This window comes from Pseudocitrobacter sp. 73 (assembly GCF_008369545.1).
Classification (GTDB): Bacteria; Pseudomonadota; Gammaproteobacteria; order Enterobacterales; family Enterobacteriaceae; genus Pseudocitrobacter; species Pseudocitrobacter vendiensis.
This window is the reverse complement of record NZ_VTZO01000032.1, coordinates 1-22,821: the sequence shown is the minus strand read 5'-3', so window position 1 is coordinate 22,821 and position 22,821 is coordinate 1. Positions and strand designations below refer to the sequence as shown.

The 22,821-nt window shown below is 54.3% G+C and carries 20 protein-coding genes and 2 tRNA genes; 7 read left to right on the top strand and 15 right to left on the bottom strand.

The genetic code is table 11. The features are described 5' to 3' along the window. Positions 1–34: 34 nt before the first annotated feature. The 4 genes from wzzE to trxA form a co-directional block, all read right to left on the bottom strand. Entirely contained in the window at positions 35–1,081 is a 1,047-nt protein-coding gene (gene wzzE / locus F0Q32_RS23075) for an ECA polysaccharide chain length modulation protein (RefSeq protein WP_149464863.1), read from the bottom strand. A gap of 13 nt (positions 1,082–1,094) precedes the next feature. Next, a complete protein-coding gene (gene wecA / locus F0Q32_RS23070) occupies positions 1,095–2,198 on the bottom strand; it encodes a UDP-N-acetylglucosamine--undecaprenyl-phosphate N-acetylglucosaminephosphotransferase (protein WP_149464862.1) in 1,104 nt (367 codons plus the stop codon). A 237-nt stretch (positions 2,199–2,435) separates the two neighbouring features. Next, positions 2,436–3,695, bottom strand: a complete 1,260-nt coding sequence (gene rho, locus F0Q32_RS23065) for a transcription termination factor Rho (protein ID WP_001054528.1) — start codon at positions 3,693–3,695, stop codon at positions 2,436–2,438. A gap of 331 nt (positions 3,696–4,026) precedes the next feature. After that, positions 4,027–4,356 carry a thioredoxin TrxA gene (gene trxA, locus F0Q32_RS23055; RefSeq protein ID WP_149464861.1) on the bottom strand — a complete coding sequence of 110 codons (330 nt, stop codon included), beginning with the start codon at positions 4,354–4,356 and terminating at the stop codon, positions 4,027–4,029. Between the two features lie 142 nt (positions 4,357–4,498). Between trxA and rhlB the strand changes: the two genes are divergently transcribed. Beyond that, positions 4,499–5,764 (top strand): ATP-dependent RNA helicase RhlB, encoded by a 1,266-nt coding sequence (rhlB, locus tag F0Q32_RS23050; RefSeq protein ID WP_149464860.1) that lies wholly within the window; start codon positions 4,499–4,501, stop codon positions 5,762–5,764. 6 nt (positions 5,765–5,770) lie between these two features. Continuing rightward, positions 5,771–7,255 (top strand): guanosine-5'-triphosphate,3'-diphosphate diphosphatase, encoded by a 1,485-nt coding sequence (gene gppA, locus F0Q32_RS23045; RefSeq protein WP_149464859.1) that lies wholly within the window; start codon positions 5,771–5,773, stop codon positions 7,253–7,255. A gap of 95 nt (positions 7,256–7,350) precedes the next feature. Here gppA and rep read toward each other — a convergent pair whose 3' ends face one another. Continuing rightward, positions 7,351–9,372 carry a DNA helicase Rep gene (gene rep, locus F0Q32_RS23040; protein WP_149464858.1) on the bottom strand — a complete coding sequence of 674 codons (2,022 nt, stop codon included), beginning with the start codon at positions 9,370–9,372 and terminating at the stop codon, positions 7,351–7,353. 112 nt (positions 9,373–9,484) lie between these two features. Here rep and ppiC (F0Q32_RS23035) point away from each other — a divergent pair, with 112 nt between their 5' ends. Together ppiC (F0Q32_RS23035) and ppiC (F0Q32_RS23030) are read left to right on the top strand one after the other, a co-directional pair. Next, positions 9,485–9,766 (top strand): peptidylprolyl isomerase PpiC, encoded by a 282-nt coding sequence (gene ppiC / locus F0Q32_RS23035; RefSeq protein WP_015966459.1) that lies wholly within the window; start codon positions 9,485–9,487, stop codon positions 9,764–9,766. A gap of 49 nt (positions 9,767–9,815) precedes the next feature. Continuing rightward, entirely contained in the window at positions 9,816–10,097 is a 282-nt protein-coding gene (gene ppiC / locus F0Q32_RS23030) for a peptidylprolyl isomerase PpiC (RefSeq protein WP_108476931.1), read from the top strand. Positions 10,098–10,217: 120 nt separating this feature from the next. On the opposite strand, the gene ilvC is transcribed toward ppiC (F0Q32_RS23030), so the two are convergent. Further along, positions 10,218–11,693 (bottom strand): ketol-acid reductoisomerase, encoded by a 1,476-nt coding sequence (ilvC, locus tag F0Q32_RS23025; protein WP_149464857.1) that lies wholly within the window; start codon positions 11,691–11,693, stop codon positions 10,218–10,220. Positions 11,694–11,844: 151 nt separating this feature from the next. Here ilvC and ilvY point away from each other — a divergent pair, with 151 nt between their 5' ends. Beyond that, entirely contained in the window at positions 11,845–12,735 is an 891-nt protein-coding gene (gene ilvY, locus F0Q32_RS23020) for an HTH-type transcriptional activator IlvY (RefSeq protein ID WP_149464856.1), read from the top strand. Here the strand turns inward: ilvY and ilvA are convergent. The 6 genes from ilvA to ilvL all read right to left on the bottom strand — a co-directional run bounded on the left by ilvA (position 12,732) and on the right by ilvL (position 19,283). After that, complete coding sequence (ilvA, locus tag F0Q32_RS23015) at positions 12,732–14,276, bottom strand: threonine ammonia-lyase, biosynthetic (RefSeq protein ID WP_000785599.1); 1,545 nt, start codon at positions 14,274–14,276, stop codon at positions 12,732–12,734. The genes ilvY and ilvA overlap by 4 nt on opposite strands. A 2-nt stretch (positions 14,277–14,278) precedes the next feature. Continuing rightward, entirely contained in the window at positions 14,279–16,129 is a 1,851-nt protein-coding gene (gene ilvD, locus F0Q32_RS23010) for a dihydroxy-acid dehydratase (protein WP_149464855.1), read from the bottom strand. A 62-nt stretch (positions 16,130–16,191) separates the two neighbouring features. Next, entirely contained in the window at positions 16,192–17,121 is a 930-nt protein-coding gene (locus F0Q32_RS23005) for a branched-chain amino acid transaminase (RefSeq protein ID WP_015966465.1), read from the bottom strand. A gap of 17 nt (positions 17,122–17,138) precedes the next feature. Then, positions 17,139–17,402 carry an acetolactate synthase 2 small subunit gene (ilvM, locus tag F0Q32_RS23000; protein ID WP_015966466.1) on the bottom strand — a complete coding sequence of 88 codons (264 nt, stop codon included), beginning with the start codon at positions 17,400–17,402 and terminating at the stop codon, positions 17,139–17,141. Continuing rightward, complete coding sequence (gene ilvG, locus F0Q32_RS22995; RefSeq protein WP_149464854.1) at positions 17,399–19,045, bottom strand: acetolactate synthase 2 catalytic subunit; 1,647 nt, start codon at positions 19,043–19,045, stop codon at positions 17,399–17,401. The genes ilvM and ilvG overlap by 4 nt, the downstream gene beginning before the upstream one ends. 139 nt (positions 19,046–19,184) lie before the next feature. Beyond that, on the bottom strand, positions 19,185–19,283 hold the full coding sequence (gene ilvL / locus F0Q32_RS22990) for an ilv operon leader peptide (RefSeq protein WP_015966468.1): 99 nt from the start codon (positions 19,281–19,283) through the stop codon (positions 19,185–19,187). 351 nt (positions 19,284–19,634) lie between these two features. Here ilvL and F0Q32_RS22985 point away from each other — a divergent pair, with 351 nt between their 5' ends. Further along, positions 19,635–21,155: a YifB family Mg chelatase-like AAA ATPase gene (locus F0Q32_RS22985; RefSeq protein WP_149464853.1), complete on the top strand. Its 1,521-nt coding sequence runs from the start codon at positions 19,635–19,637 to the stop codon at positions 21,153–21,155. A gap of 25 nt (positions 21,156–21,180) precedes the next feature. Here the strand turns inward: F0Q32_RS22985 and F0Q32_RS22980 are convergent, their stop codons facing one another. Then, positions 21,181–21,519: a DUF413 domain-containing protein gene (locus tag F0Q32_RS22980; RefSeq protein ID WP_015966470.1), complete on the bottom strand. Its 339-nt coding sequence runs from the start codon at positions 21,517–21,519 to the stop codon at positions 21,181–21,183. A gap of 106 nt (positions 21,520–21,625) precedes the next feature. Here F0Q32_RS22980 and hdfR point away from each other — a divergent pair, with 106 nt between their 5' ends. Then, complete coding sequence (hdfR, locus tag F0Q32_RS22975) at positions 21,626–22,459, top strand: HTH-type transcriptional regulator HdfR (protein ID WP_149464852.1); 834 nt, start codon at positions 21,626–21,628, stop codon at positions 22,457–22,459. Between the two features lie 90 nt (positions 22,460–22,549). Here the strand turns inward: hdfR and F0Q32_RS22970 are convergent. Beyond that, positions 22,550–22,625, bottom strand: a tRNA-Trp gene (locus F0Q32_RS22970). 53 nt (positions 22,626–22,678) lie between these two features. Next, a tRNA-Asp gene (locus F0Q32_RS22965) sits at positions 22,679–22,755 on the bottom strand. Positions 22,756–22,821 lie beyond the last annotated feature (66 nt).

Below are 22,821 nucleotides of genomic sequence, written 5' to 3'. Positions count from 1 at the left end.
GACAGGCCCATCGTCCTTCATTATGACGATGCAGTTACTGGACGCGACGACGCGTCAGCGCAACACCCGCACCGACCAGCGCACCCACGATACCCCACATCACCATCAGGAATGCGCGGCGTGGACTGGTGCGTTTTACAGGTTCTTCTGGCGTACGCAAATAACGATATGTCTGAAAGCGCGGGTCGAGTGTTGGGCCAACATTGAGCGTGTTGAGCATGGCGCGACCCTGATCGTAATCCAGATCGTAAGTCGGCCCGCTGGCCTGAAGGTTTTCCAGACGCGCCTGCAACATCGGGCGGCCCAGCATGAACAGTTCGGAATCCGGGAGTTCCTCGGCGGGAACGTCCGTTTCACTGCGTGAAATATTGTGTTGCTCCGCGACTTTCAGCGCAGATTCTACACTATGGATGCGGCGTTTAAAGATGGTCTGCGCCACTTCTTCCTGGCGTTTGACCTGCGCTTTCATCTGGATAGTGCGTGCCGCCCAGGCGCCTTTAAGCTCATCGTTAAGATGACCCGCCGCGCGCTGGCTGGCGAATGCCACGTACTGACGCAACAGGTTGTTGGCGTCCGGCGCGGTTTCCGCCGTCAGCTTCACACTGTCGCTCACGCTTTTCAGCACGTCGCCCGGCATAAACTGAATGTCGTTAATCAGATCATCAAGCAAAGCCGCGTCGGCGCGAGAATTCCCCACCATGCGCTGCTTGTAGTAATCGGTCTGCGACCAGAAATCGCGACGCGTATCCCATGAGGCGAGTTGCATGATGAACTCTTTATACGCCTCATCCATTACCGAAGGCTGGATAGTGCCTGCCGGGCTCGCCTTCGCATCAAGATTACGCAGGAATTGCTGCTGGGAATAGTAGCCGCCCAGCATGTTCACTGTTGGGCGATCGGTGATCGCCGTAGCGCTCCACTCCTGACGGGCAAAAAAGGTATAAATCAGGACGATGACGGCAAACAAAACCGCAAAGCCAATAATCCAACGTTTTCCCGACCACAACGCGCGAAACAGACCGCGAATATCCAGTTCATTCTCAGCACCTTGCAGCGGCGCTTTCGGTAATGGTTGAGTCATTACATCCCCAGTATTACTTGGTTAAGTTTTGTGTTTTGCCACTGTTGCGGCGCATTCTGCGCTTCACGCGTTTGATAAAACGCGCCACTTTCCACGCTCTTTTGATGCAGTAACCATACAGGAAAAAAGCAGCCAAAAATAATATCAGCATGGCCCATTCCGGCACGATGTGAGTATACTCCGCGGCCACACCAATGGAGGCCAGAAGCGCAGCGGCAAGCGTAATTAGGACAAATGCCTGGCGGGAAGTAAAACCGGCTCGCATGATCAGGTGATGAATGTGCTGACGGTCTGGAGAGAATGGGCTCATCCCTTTGCGCAGACGACGATACATGATGGCAACCATGTCCATCAACGGAATCGCAATAATCCACAAGGCCGTAACCGGACTAATTGGATGACGCTGCCCCTGCGTGGTTTCCAGCAGGATCCAGATAACAGTAAAGCCGATAAGCGTACTGCCCGCATCCCCCATAAAGACTTTATAACGGCGGCCAAGGATACCGAGGTTGAGCATGATATACGGCAGGATGGCGGCAATCATCGCAAAGCACCACATCGCCAGGCTGGTCTGTCCGTCAAACCACAGAATCAGCCCCATCGCCGCAAAGGAGACGCAGGAAAGCCCGCCCAGCAGGCCATCAATACCATCCACCATATTAAAGGCGTTGATGGCGGCCCACACGGCGAACAGCGTCAGGAAGAAACCGAACGGCCCCAACACCAGTTCCCAGGAACCAAAGATATAGCCCAGGCTGCTAAGATAGAGTTTGCCCACCACCATCATCACAATGCCGATCAGCGCCTGAATCGTGGCGCGGATTTTGACACTGATGTCAAAGCGGTCATCCAGCGCGCCGATAAACACCAGAACGCCGGCACAGGCCAGGTAGAGTCCAGCGTGAGGGATGTAGTAATCCACGATACCGAAGGTGAAGCAGATCCCTGCGTACACAGAAATCCCGCCAACCAACGGAATTAATCCCTGGTGACGCTTACGGTAGTTAGGTTTGTCCACCAAACCCACTTTTTTTGCCGCTTTACGTGCAAAAAAGAGGAACAGGGTTGTGAACAAGAAAATACTGATCAGATCAGCACCGACGGTCAGCAAACTCACAATATATACTCGCAGAGAATATTAATAGCGAAAGTATACCCACGATAGGCCTTCATCAGAAGAGGAAGTCGGATGAGATTTGCCTAAAATCGACTGATTTACAACCAATTCTACAAACAAAGCAATCCTGTCGCCGTTAAGGATAACTATCAGTGATAAATTTGTTATTAATTGACAGTATGGAAGCGAAAAACAAAAACGCCACGCTAAGCGTGGCGTTTTTCTACTCAACGATGTTTACGAACGTTTCATCATGTCGAAGAAGTCGTCGTTGGTTTTGGTCATCGCCAGTTTATTGATGAGGAATTCCATGGCATCGATTTCGCCCATCGGGTGAATGATTTTGCGCAGGATCCACATTTTCTGCAGCTCTTCCTGAGTGGTGAGCAGCTCTTCTTTACGGGTACCGGAACGGTTGTAGTCGATAGCCGGGAAGACGCGTTTTTCAGCAATCTTACGAGAGAGGTGCAGTTCCATGTTGCCTGTACCTTTAAACTCTTCGTAGATAACTTCGTCCATTTTGGAGCCGGTATCAATAAGCGCCGTTGCGATGATGGTCAGGCTGCCGCCCTCTTCCACGTTACGCGCCGCACCGAAGAAGCGTTTCGGACGATGCAGGGCGTTGGCGTCCACACCACCGGTCAATACTTTACCGGAAGCCGGAACGACGGTGTTGTAGGCACGCGCCAGACGGGTGATGGAGTCGAGCAGGATGATAACGTCCTTCTTGTGCTCAACCAGGCGCTTCGCCTTCTCGATAACCATTTCCGCAACCTGAACGTGGCGAGATGCCGGTTCATCAAAGGTAGAAGCGACAACTTCACCTTTTACCAGACGCTGCATCTCGGTGACTTCTTCCGGACGTTCGTCAATCAGCAGTACCATCAGTACGCAGTCTGGATGGTTGTAAGCGATGCTCTGCGCGATGTTCTGCAGCAGCATGGTTTTACCGGCTTTCGGCGGTGCGACAATCAGACCACGCTGACCACGGCCAATTGGCGAGGCCAAATCCAGCACACGTGCGGTTAAGTCTTCGGTAGAACCGTTACCACGTTCCATACGCAGACGAGAGTTTGCGTGCAGCGGGGTCAAGTTCTCGAACAGGATCTTGTTGCGCGAGTTTTCCGGCTTATCGTAGTTAACTTCGTTAACTTTCAACAGCGCAAAGTAACGCTCACCCTCTTTCGGAGGACGAATCTTACCAGAGATGGTATCACCTGTGCGGAGGTTGAAACGGCGGATTTGGCTGGGGGAAACGTAGATGTCATCAGGACCGGCGAGGTAGGAGCTGTCTGCAGAGCGGAGGAAACCAAATCCATCCTGCAATATCTCCAGTACGCCATCACCAAAGATATCTTCGCCACTCTTTGCGTGCTGCTTCAGGATGGCAAAAATAATGTCCTGCTTGCGCATACGAGCCTGGTTTTCCAGCCCCATATTTTCGCCGAGAGTGATCAGCTCAGAAACCGGCGTATTCTTTAATTCGGTAAGATTCATAATGGTGTGGGTTCTTAAACTCGGGGTAATACTCGAACTTAATGTTGTGAATGGTATGGCAGGGTCATCCATGCCTGTTTACGGCCATCAACTCATGTCTGTTCGCGGTCTGGTAACAAGAGCGTACACAGAGCTGAAACGACAAGACGGAAAGAGTGACAAGCCAGGAATCTGTCAACTTCACGCGTTGTACCAACGGGAAGTATCGGGTCGAACAAGATTCAAACAAAGATATGTTTAAAACGAAGTCAAAGTTAACTTAGCACGACTGAAGCCGGGCGTCCAGAGTCCTGGCTATTTTAGGACCACTGCACGCCCGTTTAAGGATCTCTTACGCCAGGTTAGCGTCGAGGAACTCTTTCAGCTGACCTTTGGACAGTGCGCCCACTTTGGTTGCAGCCACTTCGCCGTTCTTGAACAGCAGCAGGGTTGGGATACCACGAATGCCATACTTCGGCGCGGTGCCCGGGTTCTGATCGATGTTCAGTTTAGCAACGGTCAGTTTACCCTTATACTCGTCAGCGATTTCATCCAGAATCGGGGCGATCATTTTGCACGGACCACACCACTCTGCCCAGAAATCGACGAGTGTCAGCCCGTCAGCTTTGAGTACGTCCGTGTCAAAACTGTCGTCAGTCAGGTGAATAATTTTATCGCTCATATATAACTCCACAGGAATAAGCCTGATGTGTTGTGTAGCATTAATCAACGGCGTGTTGATTCTACTTTCGCCAACAAAGGTTGACGTTATTTCACCGGATACGCTTTCTTAATGCAATAGTAAGCTGATATTCTACCACACTATGAGCAAAACACATTTAACAGAACAGAAGTTTTCCGACTTCGCCCTGCACCCGAAGGTGATTGAAGCCCTTGAAACTAAAGGGTTTCATAATTGTACGCCCATTCAGGCACTCGCACTCCCGCTGACGCTGGCGGGCCGTGATGTTGCCGGGCAGGCGCAAACCGGTACCGGGAAAACGATGGCGTTTCTGACGTCGACGTTTCATTATCTTCTTTCTCACCCGGCAATTGCTGACCGCCAGGTGAACCAACCGCGCGCGCTGATCATGGCGCCGACGCGTGAGCTCGCCGTGCAGATTCACGCCGATGCCGAGCCGCTGGCTCAGGCAACGGGCCTGAAACTGGGGCTGGCCTACGGTGGCGACGGCTACGATAAACAGCTGAAAGTGCTGGAAAGCGGCGTCGATATTCTTATCGGCACCACTGGCCGTCTGATCGACTACGCGAAGCAAAACCATATTAACCTCGCGGCAATTCAGGTTGTTGTGCTGGACGAAGCCGATCGCATGTACGATCTGGGCTTCATTAAAGATATCCGCTGGCTGTTCCGTCGTATGCCGCCAGCCAACCAGCGCCTGAACATGCTGTTCTCTGCCACCCTTTCTTACCGTGTTCGCGAACTGGCGTTCGAACAGATGAACAACGCCGAATACGTTGAAGTCGAGCCTGAGCAGAAAACGGGCCACCGTATTAAAGAAGAGCTTTTCTATCCGTCTAACGAAGAAAAAATGCGTTTGCTGCAAACGCTGTTAGAAGAAGAGTGGCCAGATCGCACCATTATCTTCGCCAACACCAAGCACCGTTGTGAAGATATCTGGGGAAGCCTGGCGGCAGATGGCCATCGCGTAGGTCTGCTGACCGGCGATGTGGCGCAGAAAAAACGCCTGCGTATTCTCGAAGAATTTACCCGTGGCGACCTCGATATTCTGGTTGCGACCGACGTTGCTGCGCGCGGCCTGCATATTCCTGCCGTTACGCACGTCTTTAACTACGATCTTCCGGACGACTGCGAAGACTACGTTCACCGCATTGGCCGTACCGGTCGCGCGGGCGCGCGCGGTCACTCCATCAGCCTCGCCTGTGAAGAGTACGCGCTGAACCTGCCGGCGATTGAGGCCTATATCGGCCACTCCATTCCGGTCAGTAAGTACAATCCTGATGCGCTGTTAACCGAACTGCCGAAACCGTTACGTCTGACGCGCGTGCGTCAGGGCAATGGTCCGCGCCGTTCCGGTGCGCCGCGTAATCGTCGTCGTTCAGGTTAAAAGAATATGCCCAGCTCCACCTCGCTGTATGCAGCTATAGACCTTGGTTCCAATAGTTTCCATATGCTGGTTGTTCGTGAGGTGGCTGGAAGTATTCAGACGCTGACGCGCATCAAGCGCAAAGTCCGTCTGGCTGCTGGCCTCAGCAGCGACAATATTCTGTCGGCGGAAGCGATGGAGCGCGGGTGGCAGTGCCTGCGCCTGTTTGCCGAACGTTTACAGGATATTCCCCAACCGCAAATTCGCGTCGTCGCAACCGCGACGCTTCGTCTGGCCGTTAATGCACAAGACTTCCTCGATAAAGCGCAGGAGATTCTTGGCTGCCCGGTGCAGGTGATTCGCGGTGAAGAAGAAGCGCGCCTGATTTATCAGGGCGTGGCGCATACCACCGGCGGCGACGATCGTCGTCTGGTCGTCGATATCGGCGGCGCCAGTACCGAGCTGGTCACGGGCAAAGGTGCGCAAACCACCTCGCTGTTCAGCCTGTCGATGGGCTGCGTCACCTGGCTTGAGCGTTTCTTTACCGATCGTAATCTGGCGCAGGAAAACTTCGACGAAGCGGAAAAAGCCGCGCGCGATGTGCTCCGTCCGGTCGCTGATGAGCTACGCATGCACGGCTGGAAAGTGTGCGTAGGAGCGTCGGGAACGGTACAGGCGTTGCAGGAAATCATGATGGCGCAGGGGATGGACGAGCGCATCACGCTTGCCAAACTTCAGCAGTTAAAACAACGCGCGATTCAGTGTGGACGTCTGGAAGAGCTGGAAATTGAAGGCCTTACGCTGGAACGCGCGTTGGTGTTCCCGAGCGGTCTGGCGATTTTAATCGCCATTTTCACTGAACTGAATATCCAGTGTATGACGCTGGCCGGTGGTGCCCTGCGTGAAGGCCTGGTTTACGGCATGCTTCATCTGGCGGTGGATGAAGACATCCGCAGCCGTACGCTGCGCAACGTGCAGCGCCGGTTTATTGTCGATACCGAACAGGCGGCGCGTGTGTCGCAACTGGCATCTCACTTCGCCGATCAAGTAGAAAGTCAGTGGGATATTGAGCCATTAAGCCGCGAACTGCTGCTCAGTGCATGCCATCTTCATGAAATTGGTTTGAGCGTCGATTTCAAACAAGCGCCAGCACATGCGGCGTATCTGGTACGCAATCTTGATTTGCCAGGCTTTACGCCCGCGCAGAAAAAACTGCTGGCGACGCTGCTGCTCAACCAAACCAACGCTATCGATCTCTCATCGCTGCATCAGCAAAATGCCGTGCCGCCACGCGTGGCCGAGCATCTGTGTCGTCTGCTGCGCCTGGCGATTATCTTTGCTAACCGCCGCCGCGACGACCTTTTGCCGCAAATCACGATTACAGCCAATGAAGAGACGTTAACGCTGAGACTACCTGCGGGCTGGCTGGAACATCATCCGTTGGGTAAAGAGATTGTCGATCAGGAGTGTCAGTGGCAGAGCTATGTGCACTGGCCTTTGATCGTGCAGTAAGAAAGCAGATGTCGGATGGCACTTCGCTTATCCGACCTACAGAGAATTTTTGCTATATCCGGCCGGGTAAGGCGAGGTCGCTCCCCGGCACTGTTTTATTGACCGCGTTTTGCCGCCATCATCGCTTTCAGATTCGCCAGATGGCTCTGCCCTTTCTGCATCCGCTCTTCCGCGCTGACCACTTTACGTTCCTGCTCCCACTGTAAATCATCCTGCGGAAGTTCCAGTAAAAAGCGGCTCGGCTCCGGGCGCACCAGTTCGCCGTACTGACGGCGCTCTTTGCACAGGGTAAAGATCAGCTCCTTCTGCGCGCGGGTAATGCCCACGTAGGCCAGGCGGCGCTCTTCATCAACGTTATCTTCATCGATACTGCTCTGATGCGGCAATAACCCCTCTTCCATCCCGACCAGAAACACATACGGGAATTCCAGGCCTTTAGACGCGTGCAGGGTCATCAGTTGCACCTGATCCAGCTCTTCCTCGCTTTCCCCGCGCTCCATCATATCGCGCAGCGTAAAGCGGGTGACCACCTGCGTCAGGGTCATCGGCTCGTCGATTTCGCTGCCTTCCAGCATTTCCGTCATCCAGCCAAACAGCGTATTGACGTTTTTCATGCGCATTTCGGCGGCTTTTGGGCTGGCGGAGGTTTCAAACAGCCAGGACTCGTAATCAATGCCGTGGATAAGGTCACGCACCGCCGCGATAGGTTCACGTTCGGACAGGCGCTGCACTTCGCCAAGCCAGTGGGTGAATCGGGTTAAGGATTCGTACCCGCGCCCGGTGAGCGTCTGCGTCAGGCCCATATCAAAGCTGGCGGCAAACAGACTTTTGTTGCGGGTCATCGCCCACTCACCCAGCTTTTGCATGGTTGCCGCACCGATTTCACGCTTTGGCGTGTTAACGATACGCAGGAACGCGCTGTCGTCGTCCGGGTTGGTCAGCACGCGTAAATAGGCCAGCAGATCTTTAATTTCCGGACGCGAGAAAAACGACGTGCCGCCGGAAATTTTGTACGGGATGCGGTTCTGCATCAGGAATTTTTCGAACACCCGCGACTGATGGTTGCCGCGATAAAGGATGGCGTAATCCTTATACTGCGTTTTGTTCACGAAGTGATGAGCGATCAGCTCGCCGGTTACGCGCTCGGCTTCATGCTCTTCATTGTTGGCGCTCAGCACTTTGAGCTCTTTCCCATAACCCAGCTCAGAGAAGAGACGTTTTTCAAAAACATGCGGGTTATTGGCGATCAGGATATTCGCCGCTTTCAGAATACGACCGGAGGAACGGTAGTTTTGCTCAAGCTTAATCACCTGTAGCGCCGGGAAATCCTGGCTCAGCAGCACCAGGTTTTGCGGACGCGCGCCGCGCCAGGAGTAAATCGACTGGTCATCGTCACCTACCACTGTAAAACGCGCCCGTTGCCCCACCAGCAGCTTCACCAGTTCATATTGGCTGGTGTTGGTATCCTGATATTCATCCACCAGCAGATAACGAATTTTATTCTGCCAGCGCTCGCGCACCTCTTCATTACGTTGCAGCAGCAGCGTTGGCAGCAAAATCAGGTCATCAAAGTCGAGCACATTGCACGCTTTCATATGCGCATCGTACAGCCCATAGCAGTGGGCGAATATACGATCCCGTTCGCCCTTCGCGCTTGCCGCCGCCTGCGCGGGTGATTTCAGATCGTTTTTCCAGTTGGAGATCGTCGAGATCAACTGTTGCAACTGCACTTTATCGTCTTCAATCAACCCTTCGGTGAGATCCTTCAGCAGGGCGACCTGATCCGTATCGTCAAAGAGAGAGAAGTTGGATTTCATTCCCAATGCGGCATATTCGCGTTTGATGATATCCAGCCCCAGGGTATGGAACGTCGAGATCATCAGGCCACGCGCCTCTTTGCGCCCCAGCGTCTGCGCAACACGCTCTTTCATCTCGCGCGCCGCCTTATTGGTAAAGGTGACCGCAGCAATGTGTCGCGCCTGATAGCCGCATTGGTGGATCAGGTGGGCGATTTTATTGGTGATCACGCGAGTCTTACCGGAACCCGCGCCCGCCAGCACCAGGCAGGGGCCGGTAACGAATTCGACAGCGTGTTGTTGGCCGGGGTTTAAACGCATAGGAGTATTGCTCAATCTTCGAACGGGGGGAGGATTGTAGCAGAAAGTTGCGCTGAGATTTACCCGCCGAATGGTAAAGTGTTGAACAGTACAACACGATGAGAACCTCACCATGGCAAAGAGCGCCGCAGCCCTGCACATCCTGGTCAAAACCGAAAAACTCGCCCTTGAGATCCTCGCCAAACTGGATCGCGGCGTCAGCTTTGACCATCTGGCAAAACGCTATTCGAGCTGCCCGTCCGGGCGCAACGGCGGCGATTTAGGCGAATTCAAGCAAGGCATGATGGTAAAACCGTTCGATGACGCCGTCTTCAGTTGCCCACTGCTGAAACCTTACGGGCCGGTGAAAACCAAATTTGGCTATCACATCATCAAGGTGTTATATCGCCGATAACGCATGCTAAAATCGCCAGCCTAATTGACCCCTTTCGAAGGCGCATATCATGGCAAAAACAGCAGCAGCACTGCATATCCTGGTTAAAGATGAGAAAACCGCTCTGGATCTTCTGGAGCAAATTAAAAACGGCGCCGATTTCGGCAAGCTGGCGAAGAAGCACTCTATTTGTCCATCAGGCAAACGCGGTGGTGATTTAGGTGAATTCCGTCAGGGGCAGATGGTTCCGGCGTTCGATAAAGTGGTGTTTTCTTGCCCGGTGCTGGAGCCGACTGGCCCGCTGCACACCCAGTTCGGCTATCACATCATTAAGGTGCTGTACCGTAACTAATGCCCCTCACCCTAACCCTCTCCCGCAGGGAGAGGGAACGGATGGTGCAAATAGTTAAATGTGTGCGGTTTTCACCCTCTCCCTGTGGGAGAGGGCCGGGGTGAGGGCATCAGCGCGCACTTAACCTGCAACCGCAATACGTTTCATATCCGTCATATAGCCACGCAGTTTCTGGCCGACTTTCTCAATCGCATGACCACGAATCGCTTCGTTCACATCACGCAGTTGCGCGTTATCTACCGCGCCTTCGGCAATCGCTTTACCCAGATCGCCTGGCTGAATTTCCGTCATGAACGATTTCAGCAGCGGCACACAAGCGTAAGAGAACAGGTAGTTACCGTACTCGGCGGTATCAGAGATAACCACGTTCATTTCATACAGACGCTTACGGGCGATGGTGTTAGCAATCAGCGGCAGCTCGTGCAGTGATTCATAGTAAGCCGACTCTTCGATGATGCCGGAATCAACCATCGTTTCGAATGCCAGCTCAACGCCCGCTTTTACCATCGCGATCATCAGTACGCCTTTATCGAAGTACTCCTGCTCGCCGATTTTGCCTTCATACTGCGGCGCGGTTTCGAACGCGGTTTTGCCGGTCTCTTCACGCCAGGTCAGCAGTTTCTTATCGTCGTTGGCCCAGTCCGCCATCATGCCGGAAGAGAATTCGCCGGAGATGATGTCATCCATATGTTTCTGGAACAGCGGTGCCATGATCTCTTTCAGCTGTTCAGAGAGCGCATAAGCACGCAGTTTCGCCGGGTTAGAGAGACGGTCCATCATCAGGGTGATGCCGCCCTGTTTCAGCGCTTCGGTGATGGTTTCCCAACCGAACTGAATCAGTTTTTCTGCATATGCCGGGTCGGTGCCTTCTTCCACCAGCTTGTCGAAGCACAGCAGAGAGCCAGCCTGCAACATACCGCACAGAATGGTTTGCTCGCCCATCAGGTCAGATTTCACTTCCGCAACAAAGGACGACTCCAGCACGCCCGCACGGTGACCACCGGTGGCTGCCGCCCATGCTTTAGCGATCGCCATGCCTTCGCCTTTCGGATCGTTTTCCGGGTGAACGGCAATCAGCGTCGGTACGCCGAACCCGCGTTTGTACTCTTCACGCACTTCAGTGCCTGGGCATTTCGGTGCCACCATCACCACGGTGATGTCTTTGCGGATTTGCTCGCCCACTTCTACGATGTTAAAACCGTGAGAGTAACCCAGCGCCGCGCCGTCTTTCATCAGCGGCTGTACGGAACGCACCACGTCGGAGTGCTGCTTGTCCGGCGTCAGGTTAACGACCAGATCCGCCTGCGGGATCAGTTCTTCGTAAGTGCCAACTTTGAAACCGTTGTCAGTCGCTTTACGCCAGGATGCGCGCTTCTCAGCGATCGCTTCTTTACGCAGGGCATAGGAGATGTCCAGACCAGAATCACGCATGTTCAGGCCCTGGTTCAGACCCTGCGCACCACAACCGACGATGACCACTTTTTTACCCTGAAGGTAGCTCGCGCCGTCAGCGAATTCGTCGCGGCCCATAAAGCGACATTTGCCCAACTGTGCCAGCTGCTGGCGCAGATTCAGTGTATTGAAGTAGTTAGCCATGGTGATTCCTCGTGATGTTGTGCTTCTTATTGTTCGGTTCGCTGTTGAGCGAGAATGTCACCACATTACAACAGGAAATTTATTGCGGAAATTGATATATTCACAACGTCATATTGCAATTTATGCAACGACCTAACCGGGGGATCAACCAGTGGATTTACGCGACCTGAAAATGTTTCTACATCTGGCGGAAAGCCGCCATTTTGGCCGCAGCGCACGGGCGATGCACGTCAGTCCGTCCACGCTTTCCCGACAGATTCAGCGCCTGGAAGAAGATCTCGGTCAACCATTGTTTGTACGCGATAACCGTACGGTGACGCTGACCGAAGCGGGCGAAGAGCTGCGTGTTTTCGCCCAGCAAACGTTGTTGCAATACCAGCAGTTGCGCCACACCATCGACCAGCAAGGGCCATCGCTCTCTGGCGAGTTACATATCTTCTGCTCGGTGACCGCTGCCTACAGCCATCTGCCGCCGATTCTGGATCGGTTCCGCGCGGAACACCCGTCGGTGGAGATCAAACTCACCACCGGTGATGCGGCGGATGCGATGGAAAAAGTTGTCACTGGCGAAGCGGATCTGGCGATTGCCGGGAAGCCGGAGACGCTGCCAGGTGCGGTGGCATTTTCGATGCTGGAGAATCTGGCAGTAGTGCTGATCGCGCCTGCCCTACCGTGCCCGGTGCGTAATCAGGTTTCGGTAGAGCAACCGGACTGGTCAACAATACCGTTCATCATGGCCGATCAAGGGCCAGTACGCCGCCGCATTGAACTGTGGTTCCGACGCAACAAAATCAGCAACCCGATGATTTACGCCACGGTTGGCGGGCATGAAGCGATGGTTTCGATGGTGGCGCTCGGCTGCGGCGTGGCCTTGTTGCCAGAAGTGGTGCTGGAAAACAGCCCGGAACCGGTGCGTAACCGCGTAATGATTTTAGAGCGCAGCGATGAGAAAACGCCGTTTGAACTGGGCGTGTGTGCACAAAAAAAGCGGCTGCATGAGCCGCTGATTGAGGCATTCTGGAAGATTTTGCCGAACCATTAACCCGCCAAAAAGAACCTGAACGCCGGGTTATTGGTTTCGTCGTGGCAATCGTAGCCCAGCTCATTCAGCCGGGTTTCGAAATCCGGTTCATGGTCGCCAAGCTCGAAGGCCGCCAGTACGCGCCCGTAATCGGTGCCATGACTACGATAATGGAACAACGAAATGTTCCAGTGCGTGCCCAGTGTATTGAGGAAGCGCAGCAGCGCGCCCGGTGATTCCGGGAATTCGAAGCTGTAGAGGCGTTCCTGCAACGGATGCGATGGACGCCCGCCAACCATATAGCGCACGTGTAGCTTCGCCATTTCGTCGTCGGAGAGATCAACCACGCTGTAGCCGCCATCGTTGAGCATCTGCAAAATTTCTTTGCGCTCTTCGAGGCCGCGGCTTAAGCGCACGCCGACAAAGATGCAGGCGTTTTTGGCATCGGCAAAGCGGTAGTTGAACTCGGTGACCGAACGCCCGCCAAGCAACTGGCAGAACTTCAGGAAGCTGCCTTTTTCTTCCGGAATGGTCACCGCCAGCAATGCTTCACGTTGTTCGCCCAGTTCGCAGCGTTCCGAGACGTAGCGCAGGCCGTGGAAGTTCACGTTAGCACCGGAAAGAATATGCGCCAGCCGTTCACCGCGAATGTTGTGCTGAGCGATATATTTTTTCATCCCTGCCAGTGCCAGCGCGCCGGAGGGTTCCGCCACCGCGCGCACATCTTCGAATAAATCCTTCATCGCCGCACAGATAGCATCACTATCGACGGTGATGATGTCGTCGAGATACTCCTGGCACAAACGGAAGGTTTCGTCGCCAATGCGTTTTACCGCAACGCCTTCAGCAAACAGCCCCACGCGCGGCAGATCCACAGGATGACCCGCATCCAGCGCCGCTTTCAGGCAGGCGGAGTCTTCCGCTTCAACGGCGATCACTTTGATTTGCGGCATCAGTTGTTTGATCAGCACCGCCACACCCGCCGCCAGACCGCCGCCGCCGACCGGCACAAACACGCGGTCAAGATGGGCATCCTGCTGGAGCAGTTCCAGCGCCAGCGTGCCTTGCCCGGCGATCACCATCGGATGATCGAACGGCGGCACCCAGGTGAAGCCCTGCTGCTGTGACAGTTCGATCGCTTTGGCTTTCGCTTCATCAAAGTTCGCGCCATGAAGCAGCACTTCGCCGCCAAAGCCGCGTACCGCATCGACTTTGATATCGGCGGTGGCGGTTGGCATGACGATCAGCGCCTTCACGCCTAACCGTGCGGAAGAAAACGCGACGCCCTGCGCGTGATTACCCGCCGAGGCAGTGATCACGCCATGCGCTTTTTGTTCTTCCGTCAGGCCCGCCATCATGGCGTATGCGCCGCGCAGCTTAAAGCTGTGCACTGGCTGGCGGTCTTCGCGTTTCACCAGAATCACGTTATCAAGACGCGACGACAGCTTTTCCATTTTTTGTAGCGGCGTGACTTGCGCCGCTTCGTAGACCGGCGCGCGCAGCACCGCTCTTAAATATTCGGCACCTTCCGGGGCACCGGACAGGGGTTGTGAGTCTGCCATCATTAACCCCCCAGTTTCGATTTATCGCGCACCGCGCCTTTGTCGGCGCTGGTTGCCAGGCTGGCGTAGGCGCGCAGGGCAAAGGAAACCTGACGTTCACGGTTTTTCGGCGTCCAGGCTTTGTCGCCACGGGCTTCCTGCGCTTCACGGCGCGCGGCAATTTCCTGCTCGCTCAGTTGCAACTGAATGCCGCGATTCGGAATGTCGATTTCGATCAGGTCGCCATCTTCAATGATCGCAATATTGCCACCGCTCGCCGCCTCCGGTGAAACGTGGCCGATGGAAAGGCCGGAAGTGCCGCCTGAGAAACGTCCATCAGTTATCAGCGCACAGGCTTTGCCGAGGCCCATCGATTTCAGGAAGGTAGTCGGATAGAGCATTTCCTGCATGCCAGGGCCGCCTTTCGGGCCTTCGTAACGAATCACAACCACATCACCCGCCACCACTTTACCGCCAAGAATAGCTTCTACCGCGTCGTCCTGACTTTCGTACACTTTCGCCGGGCCGGTGAATTTGAGGATACTGTCATCGACGCCCGCGGTTTTCACGATGCAGCCGTTTTCCGCAAAGTTACCGTAGAGTACCGCCAGGCCGCCGTCTTTGCTGTACGCGTGCTCCAGCGAGCGAATGCAGCCATTGGCGCGGTCGTCATCGAGAGAATCCCAACGGCAACCCTGCGAGAACGCCTGGGTGGTACGAATGCCCGCCGGGCCTGCGCGGAACATATTTTTCACCGCATCATCCTGAGTCACGACGATGTCGTATTGCTCAAGGGTTTGCGGCAAGGTCAGGCCCAGCACGTTTTTCACATCGCGATTCAGTAAGTTAGCGCGATCCAACTCGCCCAGAATCCCCAGTACACCACCCGCACGGTGAACATCTTCCATATGGTACTTCTGCGTACTTGGAGCGACTTTACACAGCTGCGGAACCTTACGGGAGAGCTTATCGATATCACTCATGGTGAAGTCGATTTCCGCTTCCTGCGCCGCCGCCAGCAGGTGGAGAACGGTGTTGGTAGAGCCGCCCATCGCGATATCCAGCGTCATGGCGTTTTCAAACGCCGCTTTGCTGGCGATGTTACGCGGCAGTGCGCTTTCATCATCCTGTTCGTAGTAACGTTTGGTCAATTCAACAATGCGTTTGCCGGCATTGAGGAACAGCTGCTTACGGTCAGCGTGGGTTGCCAGCAGCGAGCCGTTGCCCGGCTGCGACAGGCCCAGCGCTTCTGTCAGACAGTTCATCGAGTTAGCGGTGAACATCCCGGAACACGATCCGCAGGTCGGGCACGCGGAACGTTCAACCTGCTCGCTCTGAGAATCAGAGACTTTCGGGTCTGCGCCCTGGATCATCGCATCTACCAGATCAAGTTTGATGATTTGATCGGACAGTTTGGTTTTACCGGCTTCCATCGGACCGCCGGAAACAAAGATCACCGGAATATTCAGGCGCAGGGAGGCCATCAGCATCCCCGGGGTGATTTTGTCGCAGTTAGAGATGCAGACCATGGCGTCGGCGCAGTGGGCGTTGACCATATACTCGACGGAGTCAGCGATCAGTTCGCGAGATGGCAGTGAATAAAGCATGCCCCCGTGGCCCATGGCGATCCCGTCATCCACCGCAATGGTGTTGAATTCTTTGGCTACGCCACCTGCCGCTTCAATCTGTTCAGCAACCAGTTTACCGAGATCGCGCAGGTGAACGTGTCCCGGCACGAACTGGGTAAACGAGTTTACAACCGCGATAATCGGCTTACCGAAATCGGCGTCGGTCATCCCGGTGGCGCGCCACAGTGCGCGGGCACCCGCCATATTACGGCCATGGGTGGTGGTAGCGGAACGATACTTAGGCATGCTTTATTTACTCCCAGTGTCTGTCTAATAAAAGGGACGGTGCGTGCCGTCCCCTTTCTTTGTTAGTGATTAACCTGATCCAACCAGCCCCATTTATCCTCGGTTTCACCGGTGAAGAGGCCAAAGAATGCTTGCTGAATACGTTTGGTGACCGGGCCACAGCGGCCTGCGCCGACCTGGATGCCGTCGACGCTACGTACTGGCGTGATTTCTGCCGCCGTACCGGACATAAAGACTTCATCCGCCAGGTACAGAGATTCGCGCGACAGCACCTGTTCGCGAACTTCAATATCGAGATCTTTCGCCAGTTTGATGATGGCGTCACGGGTGATGCCCGGCAGCGCGGAAGAGGTGAACGGCGGTGTAAACAGGATGCCATCTTTCACTTCAAACAGGTTTTCGCCCGCACCTTCAGAGATATAACCGTTCACATCCAGCGCGATGCCTTCCTGATAGCCGTGACGGCGCGCTTCGCTGCCCACCAGCAGGGAAGAGAGGTAGTTACCACCGGCTTTCGCCGCCGTCGGGATGGTGTTCGGCGCAACGCGGTTCCAGGAAGAGACCATCGCATCAATGCCCTGATCCAGCGCTTCCGCGCCCAGGTACGCGCCCCATGGGAACGCAGCGATGATCACGTCAGTTTTGTAGCCATCCGGCGGATTCACACCCATACCGACGTCGCCCACGAAGACCAGCGGACGAATATAGGCGCTGGTCAGATTGTTTTTGCGGATCACCGCGCGGCAGGCTTCCATTAATTCGTCAACGCTCTGAGAGACCGGGAAGCGATAGATTTTGGCTGAGTCATGCAGACGCTGCATGTGTTCGCGATGACGGAACACCACTGGCCCTTTGTGAGAGTCGTAGCAACGGATTCCTTCGAAGACGGAAGTACCGTAGTGCAGCGCATGGGACATCACGTGAACTTTCGCTTCGCCCCATGGAACCATCTCACCATTGAACCAAATGTAATCAGCTTTTTTCGTCGTCATTTTTCTTCCTTTTGCGCTCAGGCGCTAATTTGTTGTGATGTTGTCTGGCACTGATGGACGGCGACAGAAGCAACGTCCACCAGTTTACTTAACTGACTAAACAGTAATTCGACCGGGCGGGGACTGGCAACGGTCAATTCGATATTTATATTCTGTGCATCAGAGGCCGCTTCCATATTCATGGCGCAGATTTGAAAACCGCGATGGCGAACCACACGTAACACACGTTCCAGCGTTTCGGGATTGAAGCGAGCCTGCACGGCGAGCTGATGTTGCATCATGATAATTTCTCCAGCATTTCTGCATTACTGGCACCGGGCGGTACCAATGGCCAGACGTTCTCAAGTTCGTCTATTGAGACATGAAGCAGGTACGGGCCTTCGCTTGCCAGCAGGGTGTCGAGTGCCGCTTCAACCTGGTCTTTACGGGTGATGTGCTGGCCAGGGATGCCAAAGGCGCTGGCCAGGGTGAGAAAATCAGGGTTATCGGTAAGCGTGGTTTCGCTGTAGCGTTCCTGGAAGAACAACTGCTGCCACTGACGAACCATGCCTAAGCGCTGGTTATCCAACAGAACGATTTTTAACGGCAACTGCTTACGCTTCACGGTGCCCAGCTCTTGTACGTTCATCATGAAGGAGCCGTCGCCGGAGATGCAGATAACCGTGTCGTTCGGGCGGGCAACCTGCGCGCCAACCGCCGCCGGCAGGCCGAAGCCCATCGTGCCTAATCCGCTGGAGGTGATGAAGTTTTCCGGTCGGGTGTAGGTCATGTGTTGTGCAGACCACATCTGGTGTTGGCCCACATCAGTGGTGACAACGCTGTCAGCAGGCTTGCGATCGGAAAGCTGCTTGAGCAGCAATGGCGCATAGATAGCCTCGCCCGGATGATCGTAACGCCAGGCGTGCTCGGCACGCAGTTCTGCATTGTGCTGACGCCACGCATCAATAGACAGCGACTGTTGCAACGCGGGCAGTAACGCATTCAGGTCGCCCTGCAGAGCAACGTGTGCCTGACGCAGCTTGTTCATTTCCGCCGGGTCGATATCCATGTGGATCACTTTGGCGTGCGGCGCGAAGGTATTCAGCTTGCCGGTCACGCGGTCATCAAATCGCGCGCCGACGGCGATCAGCAGGTCACTCTCCTGCACCGCCAGGTTCGCGGCTTTGGTGCCATGCATCCCCAGCATGCCGAGGTAATACGGATAGTCGGCATCCACCGCGCCGAGGCCTTTCAACGTGCACGTGGCTGGCATTTGCGTGACGGCGATAAATTCACGTAACGCGGGAACCGCCTGCGCCATCCCAACGCCGCCGCCGACGTACAGCATCGGTTTTTTCGCCTGCATCAGCATCTGACGAGCAGCATCAACATCGGCGTGCGGGAACGTATCTTCGCTGGCGACGGTGGAAAAATGGGGTTCGAGATCGCCCTTTGCCACCTGAATATCTTTCGGAATATCAACCAGAACGGGGCCCGGACGGCCTGAGTTTGCCACCTGGAATGCTTCTGCCATCACGCGCGGCAACTCTTCCAGCGACTGCACCAGGAAACTGTGTTTGGTGCAGGAGAGTGATAAACCGAGGACGTCCACTTCCTGAAACGCATCTGTTCCGATGAACGGAGAAGCCACCTGGCCGGTGATCGCCACAACCGGAACAGAGTCCAGCAGCGCATCAGCAAGACCTGTGATCAGGTTGGTTGCACCGGGACCAGACGTGGCGATGCAGACACCCGTTTTACCGGTGGCACGCGCATAACCAATTGCCGCCATCGCCGCGCCCTGCTCGTGTCGGCACAACAGGTGCTCCACGCCGCCGTCATACAATGCATCGTAAACCGGCATAATTGCGCCACCCGGATAACCGAAAACTGTCTCGACTCCTTGTGCCCGCAACGCATGTACTACCCACTGTGCCCCATTCATAGTTAGTTCCCCGCCGTAGATCGGGAGAAACAGGATTTTGTGCTACAACTCATAATCTGCTCCTCGCTATTGTTTTTAAGTCATAAAAAAACCCCCGGACCTTTCGGTGCGGGGGTCTTAGTTCGTTAAGGCTTGATTTCTAAGCCTTTCCTCGTCCAAGTGCAGCCCCGCACGGTGGGATAATAATCACCACCACGCTAATCACGACCAGGCTAATCACTCGTAGAAGGGCTTTCATTTTTGTCTATTCTTGCATCTTGTTCGAAGGGATGCCTACAGAGTTACCACAGACGTTAAGAACAGCACAAGTTTTTTTTATTACTGTGATATTCATCATGCTGCGGATTTTGCACAAGATATTTGTTTTATATGAAAAAATTATGAATTGAATTTTTTTCACCTGTTGAGCATTTTCACTACTGTTGCGCCTTCAGGAACGCAAGGGCTTTTGAAAATGCGAGACGCATTCTGATTTTATTGAAACTCCATGAAACAGCAGCGATATGCCGGAATCCTCGCCGTAAAATCAAAAACTCGACGGTTATTCGCATAACAAAGACGCGCATAATGCCGCACATCAGGAGGCATTATGTCACTTTCCGTTGTCTACACACGCGCGGCGCTTGGCGTTACCGCCCCGCTCATTACCATTGAAGTTCATATCAGCCAGGGGTTGCCTGGCCTCACCATGGTTGGTCTGCCGGAGACAACCGTAAAAGAAGCGCGCGATCGTGTTCGAAGCGCAATTATCAACAGCGGTTATGAATACCCGGCTAAAAAAATTACGATCAACCTGGCACCGGCCGACCTGCCAAAAGAAGGGGGCCGATATGATTTACCTATCGCTCTCGCGCTTCTGGCGGCCTCTGAGCAGCTTAATCCCCATAAGCTGGGTCAATACGAGTTTGTGGGCGAACTTGCGCTTACAGGCGCCCTACGCGGCATTCCCGGTGCAATTTCAGCGGCAATTGAAGCGGGTAAAGCCGGTCGACAGATTGTGGTGGCTGAAGATGATGCCGCGCAGGTTGGCTTATTGGGCGGCAGTGAATGCTATATCGCAAATCATTTGCAGGAAGTCTGTGCCTTTCTTGAAGGAAAACACGAACTACGTACGGCGCAGCCTGATGCAACTCCTGTACCCCTGATATGTGAGGACTTAAGCGACGTCATCGGCCAGCAGCAGGGAAAACGGGCGCTGGAGGTTACCGCTGCGGGTGGCCATAATCTTTTGCTCATTGGCCCGCCAGGTACCGGTAAAACGATGCTCGCTTCGCGTCTGCGTGGGTTGCTGCCTCCGCTCAACGATCGGGAAGCGCTGGAAACAGCGGCAATCATCAGCCTGGAGAATGCCAGCAACGTGCAGAAACAATGGCGTCAGCGCCCTTTCCGTTCTCCACACCATAGCGCATCGTTAACCGCCATGGTGGGCGGCGGGTCCATTCCAGGACCTGGCGAGATCTCGTTGGCGCATAACGGGGTACTGTTTCTTGATGAACTGCCGGAGTTTGAACGCCGGGTGCTGGATGCTCTACGGGAACCTATTGAGTCGGGGCAGATTCATATCTCACGAACGCGGGCAAAAATCACCTATCCTGCGCGTTTTCAATTGATTGCGGCAATGAATCCCAGCCCAACCGGGCATTATCAGGGAAATCACAATCGTTGTACGCCGGAGCAAACACTACGTTATCTGGGGCGTTTATCAGGCCCGTTTCTGGACCGCTTTGATCTTTCCCTTGAGATACCGTTACCACCGCCAGGAATATTGAGTCAGGCGCGGCAGGAGGAAGAAAACAGCCAGACAGTACAGGCACGCGTCATTGAATCCCAGGCGCGTCAGTACCATCGGCAGGGGCAGCTCAACGCCAGACTTGGCAGTAGTGATATTCGTCGCTTCTGTGCACTGTGTGATGAGGATGCGCTATGGCTGGAGCAAACGCTCACCACGCTTGGGTTATCGATACGCGCCTGGCAGCGCTTATTAAAGGTGTCGCGCACCATTGCCGACCTGGAAGGGGTAGACGCTATTGCGCGTCATCATCTCCAGGAGGCGCTCAGTTATCGGGGCATTGACCGGGTACTGATTCATCTGCAGAAATTGTTGCATTAAAAAAGGGGCCGAAGCCCCTTTCTTGTTAGTCGTCGCTTTCAGTGTAGTCTTCAGCGCCTTCCACCTGCGGCTTCCCGCCAGACAGCGTGTGGAAACGTTTAGGGCGCTTGATGCGCGTCACATACTTATTCCATACGCGTTCAGCTTCGGTCGCTGGCTCACGTTCGCCACGGCACACCGCAACAAACTGCTTCTCTTCATCGGTAGACGGTTCACGTTTGCCGAGATCGAGTTCGTTGAAGGCATAGCCACAACGTTCAAGCAGTTGAGCCTCTTTGATGGTGAAATCACCATGACGAGAGAACCCGCGTGGATAATTTTTATTGTCGAAAAAACGATTAGTCGTCGTAAAGCTTTCCGCCATCCTACACGCTCCTAATTCTTTGGCCGAGCTATTTATGGCGCGGAGTATTAGTTACGCTTGACAGAGTGTAAAACAAAAGATTTAAATCATAACGACAAATAATTTTGTGGAGAATGCTGTGGATACGGAATTGCTAAAAACTTTCCTCGAAGTGAGCAGAACTCGCCACTTCGGGCGCGCTGCGGAAGCCCTCTATTTGACGCAATCTGCGGTAAGTTTTCGCATCCGTCAGTTGGAAAACCAGTTGGGGGTCAATCTCTTCACCCGACATCGCAACAATATTCGTCTGACCGCCGCTGGCGAAAAACTGCTGCCCTACGCGGAAACGCTGATGAATACCTGGCAGGCGGCGCGTAAAGAGGTCGCCCATACCTCGCGGCATAATGAATTCTCCATCGGAGCCAGCGCGTCGCTCTGGGAGTGCATGTTGAATGGCTGGCTCGGTAGACTTTATCAATCCTTTGATAATCTTCAGTTTGAGGCGCGAATTGCGCAGCGTCAGTCACTGGTGAAGCAGCTCCATGAGCGGCAGCTTGATCTGCTAATCACGACAGAAGCCCCCAAAATGGATGAATTTAGCAGCCAGTTATTGGGAAACTTCACACTCGCACTTTACTGCGCATCGCCCTCCAGCGAGAAAGCAGAGCTCAACTATTTGCGTCTGGAATGGGGCCCGGATTTTCAGCAGCATGAGGCTGGCCTGATTGCGCACGACGACGTTCCGCTGTTAACCACCAGTTCAGCTGATTTGGCAAGACAGCAGTTGGAACCGCTGAAAGGCTGTACCTGGTTACCTACTGCGTGGGCGAAAGAGAAAGGTGGGCTACATACGGTTGCGGACAGCGCGACGCTTTCTCGTCCGTTATATGCCATCTGGTTACAGAACAGCGATAAACAAGCGCAAATTCGCGATATCCTGAAAAATAATGTGTTGATTTAGGGATGTTTTGAAGGAAGGAGTAGGGTGCGAGATGTTATTTCGCTGAATTTCAGGCAAAAAAAATCCTTTGCATAAGCAAAGGATTATATATGGCAGGGGCGGAGAGACTCGAACTCGCGACACCCGGTTTTGGAGACCGGTGCTCTACCAACTGAGCTACGCCCCTAAATTTTCTTATCATTAAGCCTGCTAATGTAGCAGGCTTAATTTTTTAATAAGTGGCGGAACGGACGGGACTCGAACCCGCGACCCCCTGCGTGACAGGCAGGTATTCTAACCGACTGAACTACCGCTCCACCGAATTTCTTTGTCACTACCCGGATTTTCATCCCGGTTTACTGCAATTTGATGCCTGGCAGTTC